Below are 14,106 nucleotides of genomic sequence, written 5' to 3' on the forward strand. Positions count from 1 at the left end.
GGCCGCGGGAACGATCGCCCCATGACCGCTCCGCTGCTGATCACCCGCGACCAGTCCCTGCTCGACGAGCTGCTCCGCCTCGCGGCGGCTGCCGGCGTCACGCCGGAGGTCGCCTCCGACGGCGGCGCCGCGCTGCGAGGCTGGGCCCGGGCGCCGGTCGTGCTGCTCGGTGCGGACATGGCCGAGGACCTGGCCCGGATCTCGCCGCCGCGGCGGCCGCGGGTGTACGTCGTGTCCTGGACGGCGGTGCCCGACGAGATGTTCCGGGTGGCGGTCGCGGTGGGTGCGGAGAACGTCACCCAGGTGGGCCGCTCAGAAGGCTGGCTCACCGAGCTGCTCACCGACCTCGGTGACGCCGCGCCGGCCGAGGGGGTGGTGGTCGGCGTGGTCGGCGGCAGCGGTGGAGCCGGCGCCACGACGTTCGCGTGCGCGCTCGGCCAGGTGGGAGCCCGTCGCGGGCGGTCCGTGGTCATCGACGCGGACCCGCTCGGCCCGGGCATCGACCGGGTCCTGGGCCTCGAGGACCGCCACGGCGTGCGGTGGGACGGGCTGTGCCAGACGACCGGTCGGCTGAGCGCGCGGGCGCTGCGCGAGGCGCTGCCGCGCCGGGAGGACCTGGGCGTGCTCACCTGGCACGCCGGCGAGCCGGCCGTTCTCCAGGCGTTCGCGGTGCGCGAGGTGCTCTCCGCCGCCCGTCGCGGCCACGATCTGGTCGTGGTCGACCTGCCCCGCACCACCGGGCCGCTGGTCGACGAGGTGGTCGCCCGGTGCGACCGGCTCCTGGTGGTCGTGGTCCCGACCGTCGCCGGCGTGGCGTCCGCAGTCCGCACCTGCGCCCGCCACCCGGACCCGACCGGGGTCCGGCTGGTGCTGCGCGGCTCCGGGATCGACCCGCGGGCGGTGTCCCGCGCGACCGGCATCTCCGTGCTCACCACGATGCCCGACCAGCGCGGCCTCGGTGAGGCCCTCGACCTCGGGCTCGGCCCGGTGCGCAGCCGGCGTGCCGCCCTGGGCCGGGCCGCGACGGAGGTGCTCGACCAGCTCATGCTGCTGCGCGCGGCCGCGGCATGAGCGGGGCGGTGGTCGCCCCGGCGGACCTCGAGGCGGTCCGCGACCGGCTGGCGCGCAGCCCGGGGGACCTCACGCCGCACCGGGTCGCGTGCGCGCTGCGGGAGAGCGGCCGGCCGGTGGGCGACGCCGCGGTGCTGGCGACCTACGAGGCGCTGCGCCGCGACGTCGTGGGCGCCGGCCCGCTCGAGCCGCTGCTGCGCACGCCGTACGTCACCGACGTCCTGGTCAACGGACCCGAGCACGTCTACCTCGACCGCGGCTCGGGCCTCGAGCTCGCCGACGTCCGGTTCCCCGACGACGAGGCGGTCCGCCGGCTCGCCCAGCGGCTCGCGGCGCTGGGCGGTCGCCGGCTCGACGACGCCACGCCGTACGTCGACCTCCGCCTGCCCGACGGCACCCGGCTACATGCGGTCCTGGCCCCACTCGCCCGGCCCGGGACCCTGATCTCGCTGCGGGTCCCGCGGCCACGGACGTTCAGCCTCGACGAGCTGGTCGACCTCGGCACGCTGACCGCCGGCACCGCGCGCGTCCTCCTCGCGGTCGTCGAGGCGCGCCTGGCGTTCCTCGTCAGTGGCGGCACCGGGTCCGGCAAGACCGCGCTGCTGGCCGCGCTGCTGTCGCGGGTCGCCCCCGACGAGCGGATCGTGCTGGTCGAGGACGCCAGCGAGCTGCGTCCCGACCACCCGCACGTGGTCGCCCTCGAAGGCCGGCCGGCGAACCTCGAGGGGGCCGGCGCGGTCGAGGTCCGGACCCTGGTGCGGCAGGCGCTGCGGATGCGGCCCGACCGGTTGGTGGTCGGGGAGGTTCGCGGCGGCGAGGTGGTCGACCTGCTCGCCGCCCTCAACACCGGCCATGAGGGCGGCTGCGGGACCCTCCACGCCAACTCCGCGGTCGACGTGCCGGCCCGGGTCGAGGCGCTGGCGCTCGCGGCCGGGCTCGGCCGGGCGGCCGCGCACAGCCAGCTGGCGTCCGCGGTGCACGCCGTGCTCCACCTCGCTCGCGGTCCGGACGGCGTGCGCCGGCTGCGCCAGGTCGCCGTCCCCGAGCGCGGGTCGGACGGCCTGGTCGCGATGGTGCCGGCCCTGGAGGTGGGGGACGACGGCGTCGTGCGTCACGGCCCGGGAGCCGAGGCGCTCGCCGCCCGGATCGGTCGATGATCCCGATCGCGGTCACCTCGGCGGTGCTGGCGGCGCTGCTGCTGGCCCGGCCACCGGGCCGTCTCGCCGCGCGCCGGCTGGCGGTGGCGGAGCGCCGCTGGTTGCCGCTCGCGGTGCTGGCGGCCGGGGTCGTGGTCGCCGTGTCGATGCCCCGCGTCGGGGGACTGGCGCTGGTGCTCGCCGGTGCCGGGACCGGCGCCGCGGCGCTGTGGCGACGCCGACGCCGGCGCCGCGCCGCCGAGCGGGTGGCCGGCCAGGTGCTGGAGACCTGCGAGCTGCTGGCCGGTGAGCTCGCTGCCGGGCGGCCGCCGGGGGAGGCGCTCGAGCGGGCGGCGACGTCCTGGCCGCCGCTGGGTCCGGTCGCCGAGGCCTTCCGGGTCGGGGCCGACGTACCCTCCGCGCTGCGCGTACTGGCCGGTGACCTCGAGGGGGCGCGGGACCTGCGCGTGGTCGCGGCGGCCTGGCAGGTCGCGCACCGCACCGGCCAGGGTCTCGCCTCGGCCGTGGAGCGAGTGGCGGAGTCGCTGCGCGACGGCGCCGCGACCCGGCGCCTGGTGACCGGCGAGCTGGGGTCGGCCAGGGCGACCGCCCGGCTGGTCGCCGGGCTGCCGGTGCTCGCCCTCGCCATGGGCTCGGGTGCCGGCGGGGATCCGTGGGGCTTCCTGCTCGGCCACCCCGCCGGTCTGCTGTGCCTCGCGGGCGGGCTGGCCTGCGGGCTGGCCGGCCTGTGGTGGATCGAGGCGATCGCGGCCGCGGCCGAGGAGTCGTGGTGACCGCTCTGCTCAGTGTCCTCCCGGCGCTGGCCGCCGCCGCTGCGGCAGCACTCCTGCTCCCGCACCGTCCGACCCTGTCGGTCGCGCGGACCCGGCCCGAGGCGGCGCCGTCGGCCGGCTGGCTGCATGGCCACCGGTGGCTGTGGAGCGGCCTGGCGGCCATCGGCGCGCTGGCCCTCGTCGGCGGCCGGGCCGGCCCGCCGGCTGCCGTGGTCGCGGCCGTCGCGACCTGGACGATCATCGGTCGCGCCGAGACGCCCGACGCACGCCGCCGACGCGAGGCCGTGCGCCAGGACCTGCCGCACGTGGTGGACCTCTTCGCCGCCACGCTGCGCGGCGGGGCTGCTCCCGCCGAGGGGATCGCGCTGGTCTGCGCCGCTCTCCCCGGCCCGGCAGCCGACCGGCTCTCCGGGATCACCGCCCGACTCGCCCTCGGCCTGGATCCGGGTCAGGTCTGGTCGGCGCTCGCCGACGACCCTCATCTCGGCCGGCTCGGCCGAACCCTCGCCCGAGCGCATACCTCGGGGGCCCCGGTGGTCGCCGCTGTCGAGCGGCTCGCCGACGACCTCGCCCGCTCGGCGCGCGCCGACACCGAGGAGCGGGCCCGCGCGGTCGGGGTGAAGGCGGCCCTGCCGCTCGGCCTGTGCCTGCTGCCCGCGTTCGTGCTCATCGGGATCGTCCCGCTCGTCGTCGCGCTCCTCGCGACCCTCGAGCTCTGAGCCGTCCCGTGGGCCGGCCCGGCCGGCCTGGCCGGGCCGGCCGGGAGCGCCTGGTCGGTGCGGGGTCGGCGGTGGCCGAGCAACCGTTCGGGGGGCGGCGTCGGTTGCCTGGGCACCGCTGGTCGGGCCGGACCGGTGCGGGGCCCGGTCACCGTCCACCGGACGGCTTCCGGCGGGGCCGTCCCCACCCGGCGCCCGGGCGCCGACGCGCCGCCGCGATCTCCCGCAGGGTCGAGGGCGACGGCCGCACCGGGCGGCCGGGAAACGGAGACCCTGATGTCCCTGCAGCACCCCGACCGAGACCGCGGGCGACAGCTCGCCTTCCGGCCCGCCCTACGCCGTGCCCGTGGGGTCGACCGGTGTCGCGACGAGCGCGGCATCACCACTGCGGAGTACGCCGTCGGCACGGCCGCCGGTGCCGGCCTGGCCGGACTCCTCTACAAGCTGCTCACGGGCGGGTTCGGCGAGCAGCTGCTCAAGACCCTGTTCGACCACGTCCTCGGGCTGCTGGGCATCGGATGAGCTCGTCCAGGGGCGGGCGCCGCGACGAGCGCGGAGCCGCGACGGCCGAGCTCGCCATGGTGCTTCCGCTCCTGGTCGCGATCACGATCGGCCTGGTGTGGCTGCTCGCGGTCGGCGCCGCGCAGGTCCGCGCCGTCGACGCGGCGCGCGAGGCCGCCCGGGCGGTTGCCCGCGGTGACAGCGTGACCGCGGCCGTGGCGCGCGGCGAGGACGTCGCGCCGTCCGGCAGCCGGGTGAGCGTCCACGACGACGGCGGCCAGGTGACCGCCGTCGTCGTGGGCCGGGTCCGAGGTCCGGGCGGGCTGTTCGGGCGGCTGCCCGGGGTCACCGTCTCGGCGCAGGCGGTCGCCCTCACGGAGGGCTCGTCGCCGTGAGCGGCGCGACGATGCGGCGCAGCGCCCGCGAGGCTCGCGGCTCGGCGACCCTGTTCGCGGTGTCCTGCCTGGCGGTGCTGCTCCTGCTCGGCGCGGCGCTCGGGGTGGTCGGCGCGATGGTGCGTGCCCATCGGATGGCGCAGTCAGCCGCCGACCTCGCGGCGCTCGCCGCCGCGACCGCGCTCGGCCGCGGCGGAGAGCCGTGCGCGGCCGGCACGGCTGTGGCGGTGGCCAACGGCGCCCGGCTGGCGGGGTGCTCGGTCACGGGCCGCGAGGTGCTCGTGCGGGTCGAGGTCGAAGGGCCGCACTGGCTCGGACAGACCGCCGACCTGTCCGCCGAGGCCCGGGCGGGACCGGGCTGAGCGGCAGGGGCCGCGCAGCAGCGGTCCAGCGGCAGCAGGGAGGGCGCCGAGCCGGGTCAGAGCGACCGGTCGTCGCGGTCGCTCTCCCGCTCCTCCGCGCGGCGCTCGGCCTCGCGCTCGTCGAGCTTCTCCGACAGCTCGTTGAGCCGCTTGCTGTCCCGGCGCTGTCGGAGGCTGCGCTTGGTGCCCCACTTGGTGAGTCCGAGGCCCCACAGGATGGCGACTCCGGCGCCCAGGCCGATGAAGAACAGCGTGACGGCGCCGATGTCGGTGCCGAGCAGCTCGACGCCCGAGCCGTCCGCAGTGCCGATCGCCGCGACGATCGCCACCGCGCCCAGTGCGATGAGCAGGAGGCCGAGGATCACCATGCGGCGAGACTAGGGCGATCCGAGGAGTACGTCGAGGAGCGCGGCGGCACCGGCCTTGTCGAGCGGGTTGTTCTGGTTGCCGCACTTGGGCGACTGGATGCACGACGGGCAGCCGTCGTCGCACGTGCACGAGCGGATCGTGTCGCGGGTCGCCGTGAGCCACTCGCGGGCGGCCCGGAAGCCGCGCTCGGCGAACCCGGCACCGCCGGGGTGGCCGTCGTGGACGAACACCGTGAGCCGCCCGGTGTCGGGGTGCACCGCGGTGGACACCCCGCCGATGTCCCACCGGTCGCAGGTCGCGAACAGCGGCAGCAGGCCGATCGAGCAGTGCTCGGCGGCGTGCGCGGCACCCGGCAGGTCCCGGCCGGTGAGGCCGGCCTCGGTCAGCGCGTGCTCGGGCACGGTCCACCACACGGCCGCCGTGCGCAGCGAGCGCTCGGGCAGATCGAGCGGCTCCTCGCCGAGCACGTCGCCGCCGGGCTGGCGCCGCTTGAGGAACGACACCACCTGATGGGTGACGTCGACCTCCCCGAAGGAGAGCCGGCAGTCGCCCCAAGCGGCGTGCTCGCGCTCGCGCACGATCGAGATCTCGGTGACCTCGCGCGCGGTGGTGGTGTAGTCGAGCTCGGCGCGCTCGATCACGGCCACGTGGTCCTCGAGGTCCAGCGAGCTGACGAGCCAGGTCTCGCCGCGGTGCACGTAGACGGAGCCGGGGTGGGCGGTCGCGTGCGCGCTCGAGGCGTCGACCGTGCCGACCACGCGGCCGGTGTCGGCCTCGACGAGCTGGACCGGGGCACCGCCGGTCGACCGGATGTCGGCGAGGTCGCTGGCCCGACGACGGTCGGTCCAGAACCAGCCGCGCGGACGCCGTCGCAGCAGCCCGCCCTCGGTCAGGGCGTCGACGACCTCCCGGGCGGTCGGGCCGAACAGCGGCAGGTCGGCCTCGGTGAGAGGCGCCTCGTGGGCGGCCGCGCACAGGTGCGGGCCGAGGACGTAGGGGTTGGCCGGATCGAACACGGTCGCCTCGACCGGGCGTCCCAGCAGTGCCTCGGGGTGGGTGACGAGGTAGGTGTCGAGCGGGTCGTCGCGGGCGACCAGGATCCCGAGCGCGTCCTGGGCGTCCCGGCCGGCGCGACCGACCTGCTGCCACAGGGCCGCGCGGGTGCCGGGGAAGCCGGCCATCACCACGGCGTCCAGGCCGCTGATGTCGATGCCCAGCTCGAGGGCGTTGGTCGCGGCGAGCCCGGTGATCTCCCCGCGCCGCAGCGACTCCTCGATCGCGCGGCGCTCCTCGGGCAGGTAGCCGCCGCGGTACGACGCCACCCGGGCAGCGAGCAGCGGGTCGACGTCGGTGAGCAGCTCGGCGGCCGCCATCGCGACCTGCTCGGCGCCGCGGCGCGAGCGGATGAACGCGAGGGTGCGCACGTCCTCCGCCACCAGGTCGGCGAGCAGATCGGCGGTCTCCGAGGAAGCGGCCCGGCGCACCGGCGCGCCGTTCTCGCCGGTGAAGGAGGTGAACGGCGGTTCCCACAGCAGCAGCGAGACCCGGCCCCGGGGGGAGGCGTCGGCGGTCACCGCCAGCACGTCGAGGCCGGTCAGCCGCCGCGCGGCGACCTCGGGCTCGGCGACCGTGGCCGAGGCCAGCACGAACGTCGGGCTGGCGCCGTACGCCGCGCACACGCGGCGCAGCCGCCGCAGCACGTGGGAGACGTGCGCGCCGAAGACCCCGCGGTAGTGGTGACACTCGTCGACGACGACGTACTGCAGCGAGCCGAGAAACCCCGCCCAGCGTGAGTGTCCGGGCAGCAGTGAGTGATGCAGCATGTCGGGATTGGTGAGGACGTACTCGCCGTGGTCACGCGCCCAGTCGCGCTGCTCGCGGGAGCTGTCGCCGTCGTGGGTGACGGCCCGCAGGTCGAGTCCGAGGTCGGTCAGTCCGGCGAGCTGGTCCTGGGCCAGCGCCTTGGTCGGTGCGATGTACAGGACGGTGGCACCGCGCTGGCCCCGGGGACCCCGGGTGGCGCGGACGGTCGAGAGCGCGGGGAGCTGGTAGGCCAGGCTCTTGCCGGAGGCGGTGCCCGTCGCGAGCACGACGTGCTGGCCGGCGTGGGCGGCGTGCGCGGCCACGACCTGGTGCTGCCAGGGGCGGGCGACGCCGCGGGCCTCGAAGGCGGCGACGACCTCGGGCGCCGCCCACGCGGGCCAGTCCGCGTGGCGGGCCGCCCGGGCGGGGAGCACCTCCAGGTGGCGCAGCCGGTCCTCGCGTCCGGGCCCGGCCGCGAGCCGCTCGACCACGTCGCGGAGGTCGCCGCCACGACTTGCGGGCCCATGGGCGCTGCGCGCGGGCCCATGGGTGCCGCGCGTCTGGGAACCCACCACCGCACTCACCCCGTCATCCTCACCGACACCACCGACAGCGACACCCGAGCCCGGCGCCACGCCGGCGGCGTACCCTGTGCTGTCCTCGCCCACCCGACGATCTGTGGCCAGTTTGTGCACGGGGAGGCGCGGGCGTGGTTTCATTGTGCAGGCCGGATGTCGGGCTTCTGCCGCGACTCCTCCGGCAACCGAACAAGCCGCACCGGGAGAACTAGGTGGACCTGACTCTGACGACGCGCGACGCCGGTGGGAAGACCATCGTTGCCGTCGGGGGCGAGATCGACGTCTACACCGCCCCCAAGCTGCGCGACAAGATCACCGAGCTGGTGGCCGCAGGCGTCTACGACATCGTCGTCGACATGGAGGAGGTCGAGTTCCTCGACTCGACCGGTCTCGGCGTCCTAGTCGGCGGCCTGAAGAAGGTCCGCGCCCACGACGGCGCGCTCCAGCTGGTGTGCACTCAGGACCGCCTCCTGAAGATCTTCCGCATCACCGGGCTCGCCAAGGTCTTCGTGATCCACGACTCCGCCGACGCCGCGCTCGCTGGCAGCTGACGCCCCACCGACCGGGCGCGAGCGCTCCGTCCGAGGTCCCGACGTTTCGGGCCCTTAGACCCGTCGGCCCCGCGACGAGATGGTCTAGCCTCGTCGCCAACCCATCCCGTACGGCGTACGAGCGCGCCCGCAGCTGTGTGTACCGGGTCACATGTGCGTACCCGCCGGCAGCCCGTGCGTAGACTCCGCGTCGTCCGTGAGACCTGAATCACTCTCCCAGGAGGAAGCACATGACGGGGATCGTTCCCGCTGTCGTGGAAGTCTCCGGGGGCAATCTCGTCCTGGTCATCGTCGTCGCACTGATCGCGCTTGGCGCGCTCGCGATGGCGGCGATGTTCCGCCAGGAGGTACTTGCCGCCGGTGAGGGAACCGACAATATGAAGAACATCGCCCAGGCGGTGCAGGAGGGCGCGAACGCCTACTTGCAGCGGCAGTTCCGCACGTTGGCGATCTTCGCCGCCGTCGCGTTCTTCCTGCTGCTCGCACTGCCTGCCGACGACGCCATGGTCCGGATCTTCCGGTCCGTGTTCTTCCTGGTCGGAGCGGGCTTCTCGGCCACCGTCGGCTACCTCGGCATGTCGCTCGCGGTGAAGGCCAACCTCAGGGTGGCCGCAGCCGCGCAGACCGAGGGCCGTGACCCGGCCATGAACATCGGCTTCCGGACCGGCGCCACCGTCGGCATGCTCACCGTCGGCCTCGGCCTGCTCGGTGCCAGCCTCGTGGTGATCCTGTTCCAGGAGGACGCCCCGCACGTGCTCGAGGGCTTCGGCTTCGGAGCGGCGCTGCTCGCGATGTTCATGCGGGTCGGCGGCGGCATCTTCACCAAGGCCGCCGACGTCGGCGCCGACCTGGTCGGCAAGGTCGAGAACAACATCCCCGAGGACGACCCTCGCAATGCCGCGACGATCGCGGACAACGTCGGCGACAACGTCGGCGACTGCGCCGGCATGGCCGCCGACCTGTTCGAGTCCTACGCCGTGACCCTGGTCGCCGCGCTGATCCTGGGCTCCCAGGCCTTCGGCGACAAGGGCCTCGTGTTCCCGCTGCTGATCCCGGCCATCGGTGCCCTGACCGCCGTCGTCGGCGTGTACCTCTGCAAGCCGCGGCCCGGCGAGAACGGCCTGACCACGATCAACCGGGCCTTCTACATCTCCGCCGCCATCGGCGCGGTCGCGAGCGTCATCCTGGCCCTGGTCTACCTGCCGGGTGACTTCGCCGACCTGACGAACTCCACCGTCGACGCCGACGCGAGCCCGCGCATCGTCGCGGCCCTCGCGGTGCTCATCGGCATCGTGCTCGCCGCCGCGATCCTCGGCCTCACCGGCTACTTCACCGGCACGGACCACCGCCCGGTCAAGGACGTCGGCAAGACCTCGCTCACCGGCGCGGCCACCGTGATCCTGTCGGGTCTGTCGGTCGGCTTCGAGTCGGCCGTCTACACGACCCTGGTCATCGGCGCGGCGGTCTTCGGCGCGTTCCTGCTCGGCGCAGGCTCGATCCCGGTCGCGCTCTTCGCGGTCGCGCTGGCCGGCTGCGGCCTGCTGACCACCGTCGGCGTGATCGTCGCGATGGACACCTTCGGCCCGGTCTCCGACAACGCCCAGGGCATCGCGGAGATGTCCGGCGACGTCGACGAGCGCGGCGCGCAGATCCTGACCGAGCTGGACGCGGTCGGCAACACCACGAAGGCGATCACCAAGGGCATCGCGATCGCGACCGCGGTGCTCGCCGCGAGCGCGCTGTTCGGCTCGTACACGAACGCCCTCCAGGACGCCATCGACGAGGTCACCCTGACCGAGGAGCCCGGTGCGCTCACCAGCCTGGCGTTCTCGTTCAACGCGTCCTACCCGAACATCCTGGTCGGCATGCTGCTCGGTGCGGCCGTGGTGTTCCTGTTCTCCGGCCTGGCGATCAACGCAGTCGGCCGCGCCGCCGGTGCGGTGGTCTACGAGGTGCGCCGCCAGTTCCGGGAGATCCCCGGGATCATGGAGGGCACCGGTCGCCCGGAGTACGGCCGCGTGGTCGACATCGTGACCCGCGACTCGCTGCGCGAACTCGCCACCCCGGGCCTGCTGGCCATCCTGGCCCCGATCGCCGTGGGCTTCGGCCTCGGTGTCGGCCCGCTGGCGGGCTTCCTGGCCGGTGCGATCGCCACCGGCACGCTGATGGCGGTGTTCCTGGCGAACTCCGGTGGTGCCTGGGACAACGCGAAGAAGCTGGTCGAGGACGGCCACCACGGTGGCAAGGGCTCGGACGCCCACGCCGCGACCGTGATCGGCGACACCGTCGGCGACCCGTTCAAGGACACCGCCGGCCCGGCGATCAACCCGCTGCTCAAGGTGATGAACCTGGTGTCACTGCTGATCGTCGCCGCCATCGTGAAGCTGTCGATCGGCGAGGACGCGAACACCCCGCTCCGGATCGTGATCGCCCTGGTGGCGTTCGCAGGCATCGTCGTCGCGGTGTACGTCTCCAAGCGGCGCCCGGTCCACATCGAGAACGACGACCCCGGGACGCCGGCCCCGCCGCCCCCGCCGCCGCCGGTCGAGGCCGCTCCGCCCACGGAGCCCGCTCCGACCCAGCAGTTCGAGGCGCCCCAGCAGCACTAGCCTCGCAGCCCTGAAATGACGTCGACCCGCCCGAGAGCTTCGGGCGGGTCGACGTCATTTGGGGCTACTTCCTGACGGTCAGCCTCACGACCGTGGACTTCGCGCCGGCGATCGTCGCGGTGCCGGCGTAGACCGCCTTCAGCTTGTGCACGCCCGGCTTGAGCCGGGGCAGCCGGACGGTCGCCTTCCCCTTCTTCCCTGCCGCGAACTCGAGTCTCGAGACCACCTTCTTGCCGTCCAGGACCTTCACCCGGCCGGTCGGCGAGGTGACCCCGGCGACCTTGAGGACCAGGGCGAGCACCCCGCGCTGGCTCTTTGCGATCGTCTTCTTGGCGAGGGTGGCCCGCAGCGTCGCGGCGCGCTTGGCGACCGCGACCTTCGAGGTGGTGAACGTGCCGGGCTGGTAGCCCGCGCGGGCCGCGGTGATGGTCACCGTGAGGCTCCGGCCGAAGTCGGCCGTGTCGATCTGGTAGGTCTGGGCGACGGCTCCCGCAATGGCGACGCCGTTGCGCTTCCACTGGTAGCCGAACAGGGGTGTGTCGCCGGTCCCCCATGCGCCCGGGTCTGCGGTCAGCAGCCGGCCGACCTTCGCGGTGCCGCTGACTGCGGGCTGCCTGGTCCAGGTGATCGGATCGCCGATCAGTGCGGTCTTGCTGTCGCTCGTCACGACCCCATTGGTGAACCCGTCCTTCGTCCCGGTGGCCTTGGCCGAGATGGCGGAGTCGAGGTCGTCCGGCACGAGCTTGTAGCTGGCTGCCGTGGCGCCGTTGATAGGCACGCCGTCCCGCAGCCATTGGTATGTCGTCGTGACGCCGTCCTGGTTCCACTGGGTGCCGGAGGCGGACAGGACCTTCCCGATTCTCGCGGTCCCGGAAACGGTGGGCGCCGCGGTCGCAGACAGGGACTCCTCACCGATGGCGGAGATCGGCAGGATGTTGGTGACGGTCGACAGCACGGGCAGGCCCGCCAACGTGCTCGTCACACCCACCGAGATCTCGTGCCCAACGTCCTCCAGGCTCGGCGTATACGTGCCTCCCGTCTCCCCCGGGATGGGCACGCCGTCGCGCAGCCACTGGTACGTGGTCTCGACCCCAGGCACGCTGAACACCGGCGCAAGGACGGTCAGGAGCTCACCGACCACAGGTGTCCCGGTCAGCTCCGGCGGCGTCAACAGGTCTGGGAGCCCGCCGTCCGGCGCGAGGATCGTGATGGACGGGGTCGGGATTCCGCCGAGAAGCGGCACGTCTACCAGTGCGCTGATCTGGTGCCCGATGTCGGTGACATCGGGGACGTACGAGGCGCCGGTCGCCCCTGCGATCGGGCTCCCGTCGCGCAGCCACTGCACAGGAAGCAGCGTCGTCAGGCCGTCGATCAGCACGGTGAGCGGCTGTCCGGCGACGCCCGAGCCGGAAAGCGTCGGCTCACCTGCCCGTTGGGCACTGGACGAGGACGGCGGTTCACCTCCCTGGGACGGGGCCGCGACCGCGACGCTGAGTCCGCTCATGACCAGTGCGGCGACGACGGACGCGCCGAGGGCGCGAGCGATGGCGCGGGTGATTCTGTGCATCGAGACAGTCCCCTCCCCAGTCGGCCCTCCCTCCCGAAGGGCCGCCGTGGTCGGAATGTAAAGGGACCAAGGTCCCGAGGCCACGATTCCGAGCAGATGGTGGCCGATCGGTGAACCGGTCTAGTCCTTTCGGGCTATCCCGCCCTAGGGCGCGGGCTCGGTGTTCGGCATAGGCTCTGGGGGTGACCGCTCCCTCGATCTCGGAGCTTCCTTCGCGGCTGCGGGCCGCGCTCGTGATGGCCGGGTTCACCTACGACGGCGTGGCCGAGGTCCTCGGGGCGGAGGCCCACGCCGCCCTGGCGCGCAACGAGACGACCCCCGGGCTGCGGCGCACCGGGGGTGGGTGGCCGCTGGAGACGCTGATCCGACTGTTCCTGCTCCAGGCCCCGGTCGAGCTGGCCGCGGCCCAGCGGGCGCTGCCGAACCTGGTGGACCGCCTGGCGGCCGAGGGTCTCGTCGAGCAGACCGTGGGGGAGGTCGCCGCGCGGCTCGACGTCCGGCCCTACGCCGCTGACGACGAGCACCTGTGGGTGGTCAGCGACCTGACCCCCGGGCTCGACGGCGGTGGCAGCCGGGTCGGTCCCCAGCACGTCCTGGGCATCAGCTCGGCCTCGACCTCGCTCGCCCAGCTCACCCTCCGCGAGCCGGTCGGCCGAGCGCTCGACCTCGGCACCGGCTGCGGCGTGCAGGCGCTGCACCTGGCCGGGCACAGCGCGGAGGTCGTGGCGACCGACATCAACCAGCGCGCGCTGCGGATCGCGCGCTTCAACGTCGAGCTCAACGCCGTCACCACGCCGGTCGACGTGCGCGCCGGCTCGTTCTTCGAGCCGGTCGCCGACGAGACCTTCGACCTGATCGTCACGAACCCGCCGTTCGTGATCTCGCCGGCGACCGGTGAGCGGCTGGTCTACCGGGACTCCGGGCTGCCCGGCGACCGGGTCGTCGAGCACATCGTGCGGCACGGGCCGGACCACCTGAACGACGGTGGCTGGTGCCAGGTGCTCGCGAACTGGGTGGTGCCCGGCGGCGGCGCCTGGGAGGAGCGGATCGCGGGCTGGGTCCCCGAGGGGTGTGACGCCTTCGTCGTGCAGCGCGAGCTCGTCGACCCGGCGGCCTATGTCGAGCTGTGGCTCAAGGACGCCGGGCTGCACGGCTCGGTCGACTACCTGGTGCGCTACGACACCTGGCTGTCCTGGTTCGAGGAGCAGGGCATCGAGGCGGTCGGCTTCGGCTGGATCAACCTGCGCCGCAGCGGCGGGAGCGCCCGCGAGCTACTCACCTGGCCCTACGACGTGGAGCAGCCGATCGCACCCGCGATCCGCGACTGGGCCCGCGCGACGGACGCCGCCGTGGACCTCCACTCCCACCTCCGGTTGCGCCCGGACGTCCTCCAGGAGACCAGTGGGCCACCCGGCGCGGCCGACCCGGAGACCGTGGTGCTGCGCCAGCAGCGCGGGCTGCGCCGGGCGCGGCAGGTGGACACCGTCGAGGCGGCGCTCGCCGGCGCGTGCGACGGGGAGCTGAGCGTGGGGCAGATCCTGGAAGCGGTCGCCAGCCTGCTCGACCTCGACGCCGCGCAGACGTGCGCTGAGTACCTGCCCGCCGCGCGCTCGCTGGTCGCCGAGGGCTTCCTCCTGGCCTGATCGACCCG

Annotated in this window: 13 protein-coding genes; 10 read left to right on the forward strand and 3 right to left on the reverse strand. The window is 74.3% G+C overall.

Going from position 1 to position 14,106, the window contains the following annotated elements:
- Window positions 1–21: 21 nt before the first annotated feature.
- The 7 genes from ssd (at window position 22) to QMC84_RS12105 (ending at window position 4,978) form a co-directional block, all read left to right on the forward strand.
- The gene (gene ssd / locus QMC84_RS12075; protein WP_300375050.1) at window positions 22–1,071 is read left to right on the forward strand and encodes a septum site-determining protein Ssd; all 1,050 of its coding nucleotides are present in this window, start codon (window positions 22–24) and stop codon (window positions 1,069–1,071) included.
- Window positions 1,068–2,228 carry a TadA family conjugal transfer-associated ATPase gene (locus tag QMC84_RS12080; RefSeq protein WP_300375051.1) on the forward strand — a complete coding sequence of 387 codons (1,161 nt, stop codon included), beginning with the start codon at window positions 1,068–1,070 and terminating at the stop codon, window positions 2,226–2,228. Before ssd ends, QMC84_RS12080 begins: the two co-directional genes overlap by 4 nt.
- Window positions 2,225–3,001, forward strand: a complete 777-nt coding sequence (locus tag QMC84_RS12085; protein WP_300375052.1) for a type II secretion system F family protein — start codon at window positions 2,225–2,227, stop codon at window positions 2,999–3,001. The genes QMC84_RS12080 and QMC84_RS12085 overlap by 4 nt, the downstream gene beginning before the upstream one ends.
- Entirely contained in the window at window positions 2,998–3,720 is a 723-nt protein-coding gene (locus QMC84_RS12090; RefSeq protein WP_300375053.1) for a type II secretion system F family protein, read from the forward strand. Before QMC84_RS12085 ends, QMC84_RS12090 begins: the two co-directional genes overlap by 4 nt.
- Window positions 3,721–3,996: 276 nt before the next feature.
- Entirely contained in the window at window positions 3,997–4,242 is a 246-nt protein-coding gene (locus QMC84_RS12095) for a DUF4244 domain-containing protein (RefSeq protein WP_300375054.1), read from the forward strand.
- Window positions 4,239–4,616, forward strand: coding sequence for a TadE family type IV pilus minor pilin (locus tag QMC84_RS12100; protein ID WP_300375055.1), 378 nt, complete (start codon window positions 4,239–4,241; stop codon window positions 4,614–4,616). Before QMC84_RS12095 ends, QMC84_RS12100 begins: the two co-directional genes overlap by 4 nt.
- Window positions 4,613–4,978, forward strand: a complete 366-nt coding sequence (locus QMC84_RS12105; RefSeq protein ID WP_300375056.1) for an Rv3654c family TadE-like protein — start codon at window positions 4,613–4,615, stop codon at window positions 4,976–4,978. Before QMC84_RS12100 ends, QMC84_RS12105 begins: the two co-directional genes overlap by 4 nt.
- A gap of 56 nt (window positions 4,979–5,034) precedes the next feature.
- Here the strand turns inward: QMC84_RS12105 and QMC84_RS12110 are convergent, their stop codons facing one another.
- Window positions 5,035–5,346: a hypothetical protein gene (locus QMC84_RS12110; protein WP_300375057.1), complete on the reverse strand. Its 312-nt coding sequence runs from the start codon at window positions 5,344–5,346 to the stop codon at window positions 5,035–5,037.
- A gap of 9 nt (window positions 5,347–5,355) precedes the next feature.
- Complete coding sequence (locus QMC84_RS12115) at window positions 5,356–7,641, reverse strand: DEAD/DEAH box helicase (RefSeq protein ID WP_300375142.1); 2,286 nt, start codon at window positions 7,639–7,641, stop codon at window positions 5,356–5,358.
- A gap of 299 nt (window positions 7,642–7,940) precedes the next feature.
- Between QMC84_RS12115 and QMC84_RS12120 the strand changes: the two genes are divergently transcribed.
- Together QMC84_RS12120 and QMC84_RS12125 are read left to right on the forward strand one after the other, a co-directional pair.
- The gene (locus QMC84_RS12120) at window positions 7,941–8,279 is read left to right on the forward strand and encodes an STAS domain-containing protein (protein WP_300375058.1); all 339 of its coding nucleotides are present in this window, start codon (window positions 7,941–7,943) and stop codon (window positions 8,277–8,279) included.
- A gap of 230 nt (window positions 8,280–8,509) precedes the next feature.
- On the forward strand, window positions 8,510–10,888 hold the full coding sequence (locus tag QMC84_RS12125; RefSeq protein WP_300375059.1) for a sodium-translocating pyrophosphatase: 2,379 nt from the start codon (window positions 8,510–8,512) through the stop codon (window positions 10,886–10,888).
- A 64-nt stretch (window positions 10,889–10,952) separates the two neighbouring features.
- Here QMC84_RS12125 and QMC84_RS12130 read toward each other — a convergent pair whose 3' ends face one another.
- On the reverse strand, window positions 10,953–12,455 hold the full coding sequence (locus tag QMC84_RS12130; protein ID WP_300375060.1) for an Ig-like domain repeat protein: 1,503 nt from the start codon (window positions 12,453–12,455) through the stop codon (window positions 10,953–10,955).
- Between the two features lie 182 nt (window positions 12,456–12,637).
- On the opposite strand from QMC84_RS12130, the gene QMC84_RS12135 reads away from it, so the two are divergent.
- On the forward strand, window positions 12,638–14,098 hold the full coding sequence (locus tag QMC84_RS12135) for a methyltransferase (RefSeq protein WP_300375061.1): 1,461 nt from the start codon (window positions 12,638–12,640) through the stop codon (window positions 14,096–14,098).
- Window positions 14,099–14,106 lie beyond the last annotated feature (8 nt).

This window comes from Nocardioides sp., assembly GCF_030019515.1.
Lineage (GTDB): Bacteria > Actinomycetota > Actinomycetes > Propionibacteriales > Nocardioidaceae > Nocardioides.

Excerpts from the sequence above, each read along its gene's own strand:
- ssd (WP_300375050.1), top strand. The coding sequence starts at position 22 with ATGACCGCTCCGCTGCTGATCACCCGCGACCAGTCCCTGCTCGACGAG.
- QMC84_RS12080 (WP_300375051.1), top strand. The coding sequence starts at position 1,068 with ATGAGCGGGGCGGTGGTCGCCCCGGCGGACCTCGAGGCGGTCCGCGAC.
- QMC84_RS12085 (WP_300375052.1), top strand. The coding sequence starts at position 2,225 with ATGATCCCGATCGCGGTCACCTCGGCGGTGCTGGCGGCGCTGCTGCTG.
- QMC84_RS12095 (WP_300375054.1), top strand. The coding sequence starts at position 3,997 with ATGTCCCTGCAGCACCCCGACCGAGACCGCGGGCGACAGCTCGCCTTC.
- QMC84_RS12100 (WP_300375055.1), top strand. The coding sequence starts at position 4,239 with ATGAGCTCGTCCAGGGGCGGGCGCCGCGACGAGCGCGGAGCCGCGACG.
- QMC84_RS12110 (WP_300375057.1), bottom strand. The coding sequence starts at position 5,346 with ATGGTGATCCTCGGCCTCCTGCTCATCGCACTGGGCGCGGTGGCGATC.
- QMC84_RS12125 (WP_300375059.1), top strand. The coding sequence starts at position 8,510 with ATGACGGGGATCGTTCCCGCTGTCGTGGAAGTCTCCGGGGGCAATCTC.
- QMC84_RS12130 (WP_300375060.1), bottom strand. The coding sequence starts at position 12,455 with ATGCACAGAATCACCCGCGCCATCGCTCGCGCCCTCGGCGCGTCCGTC.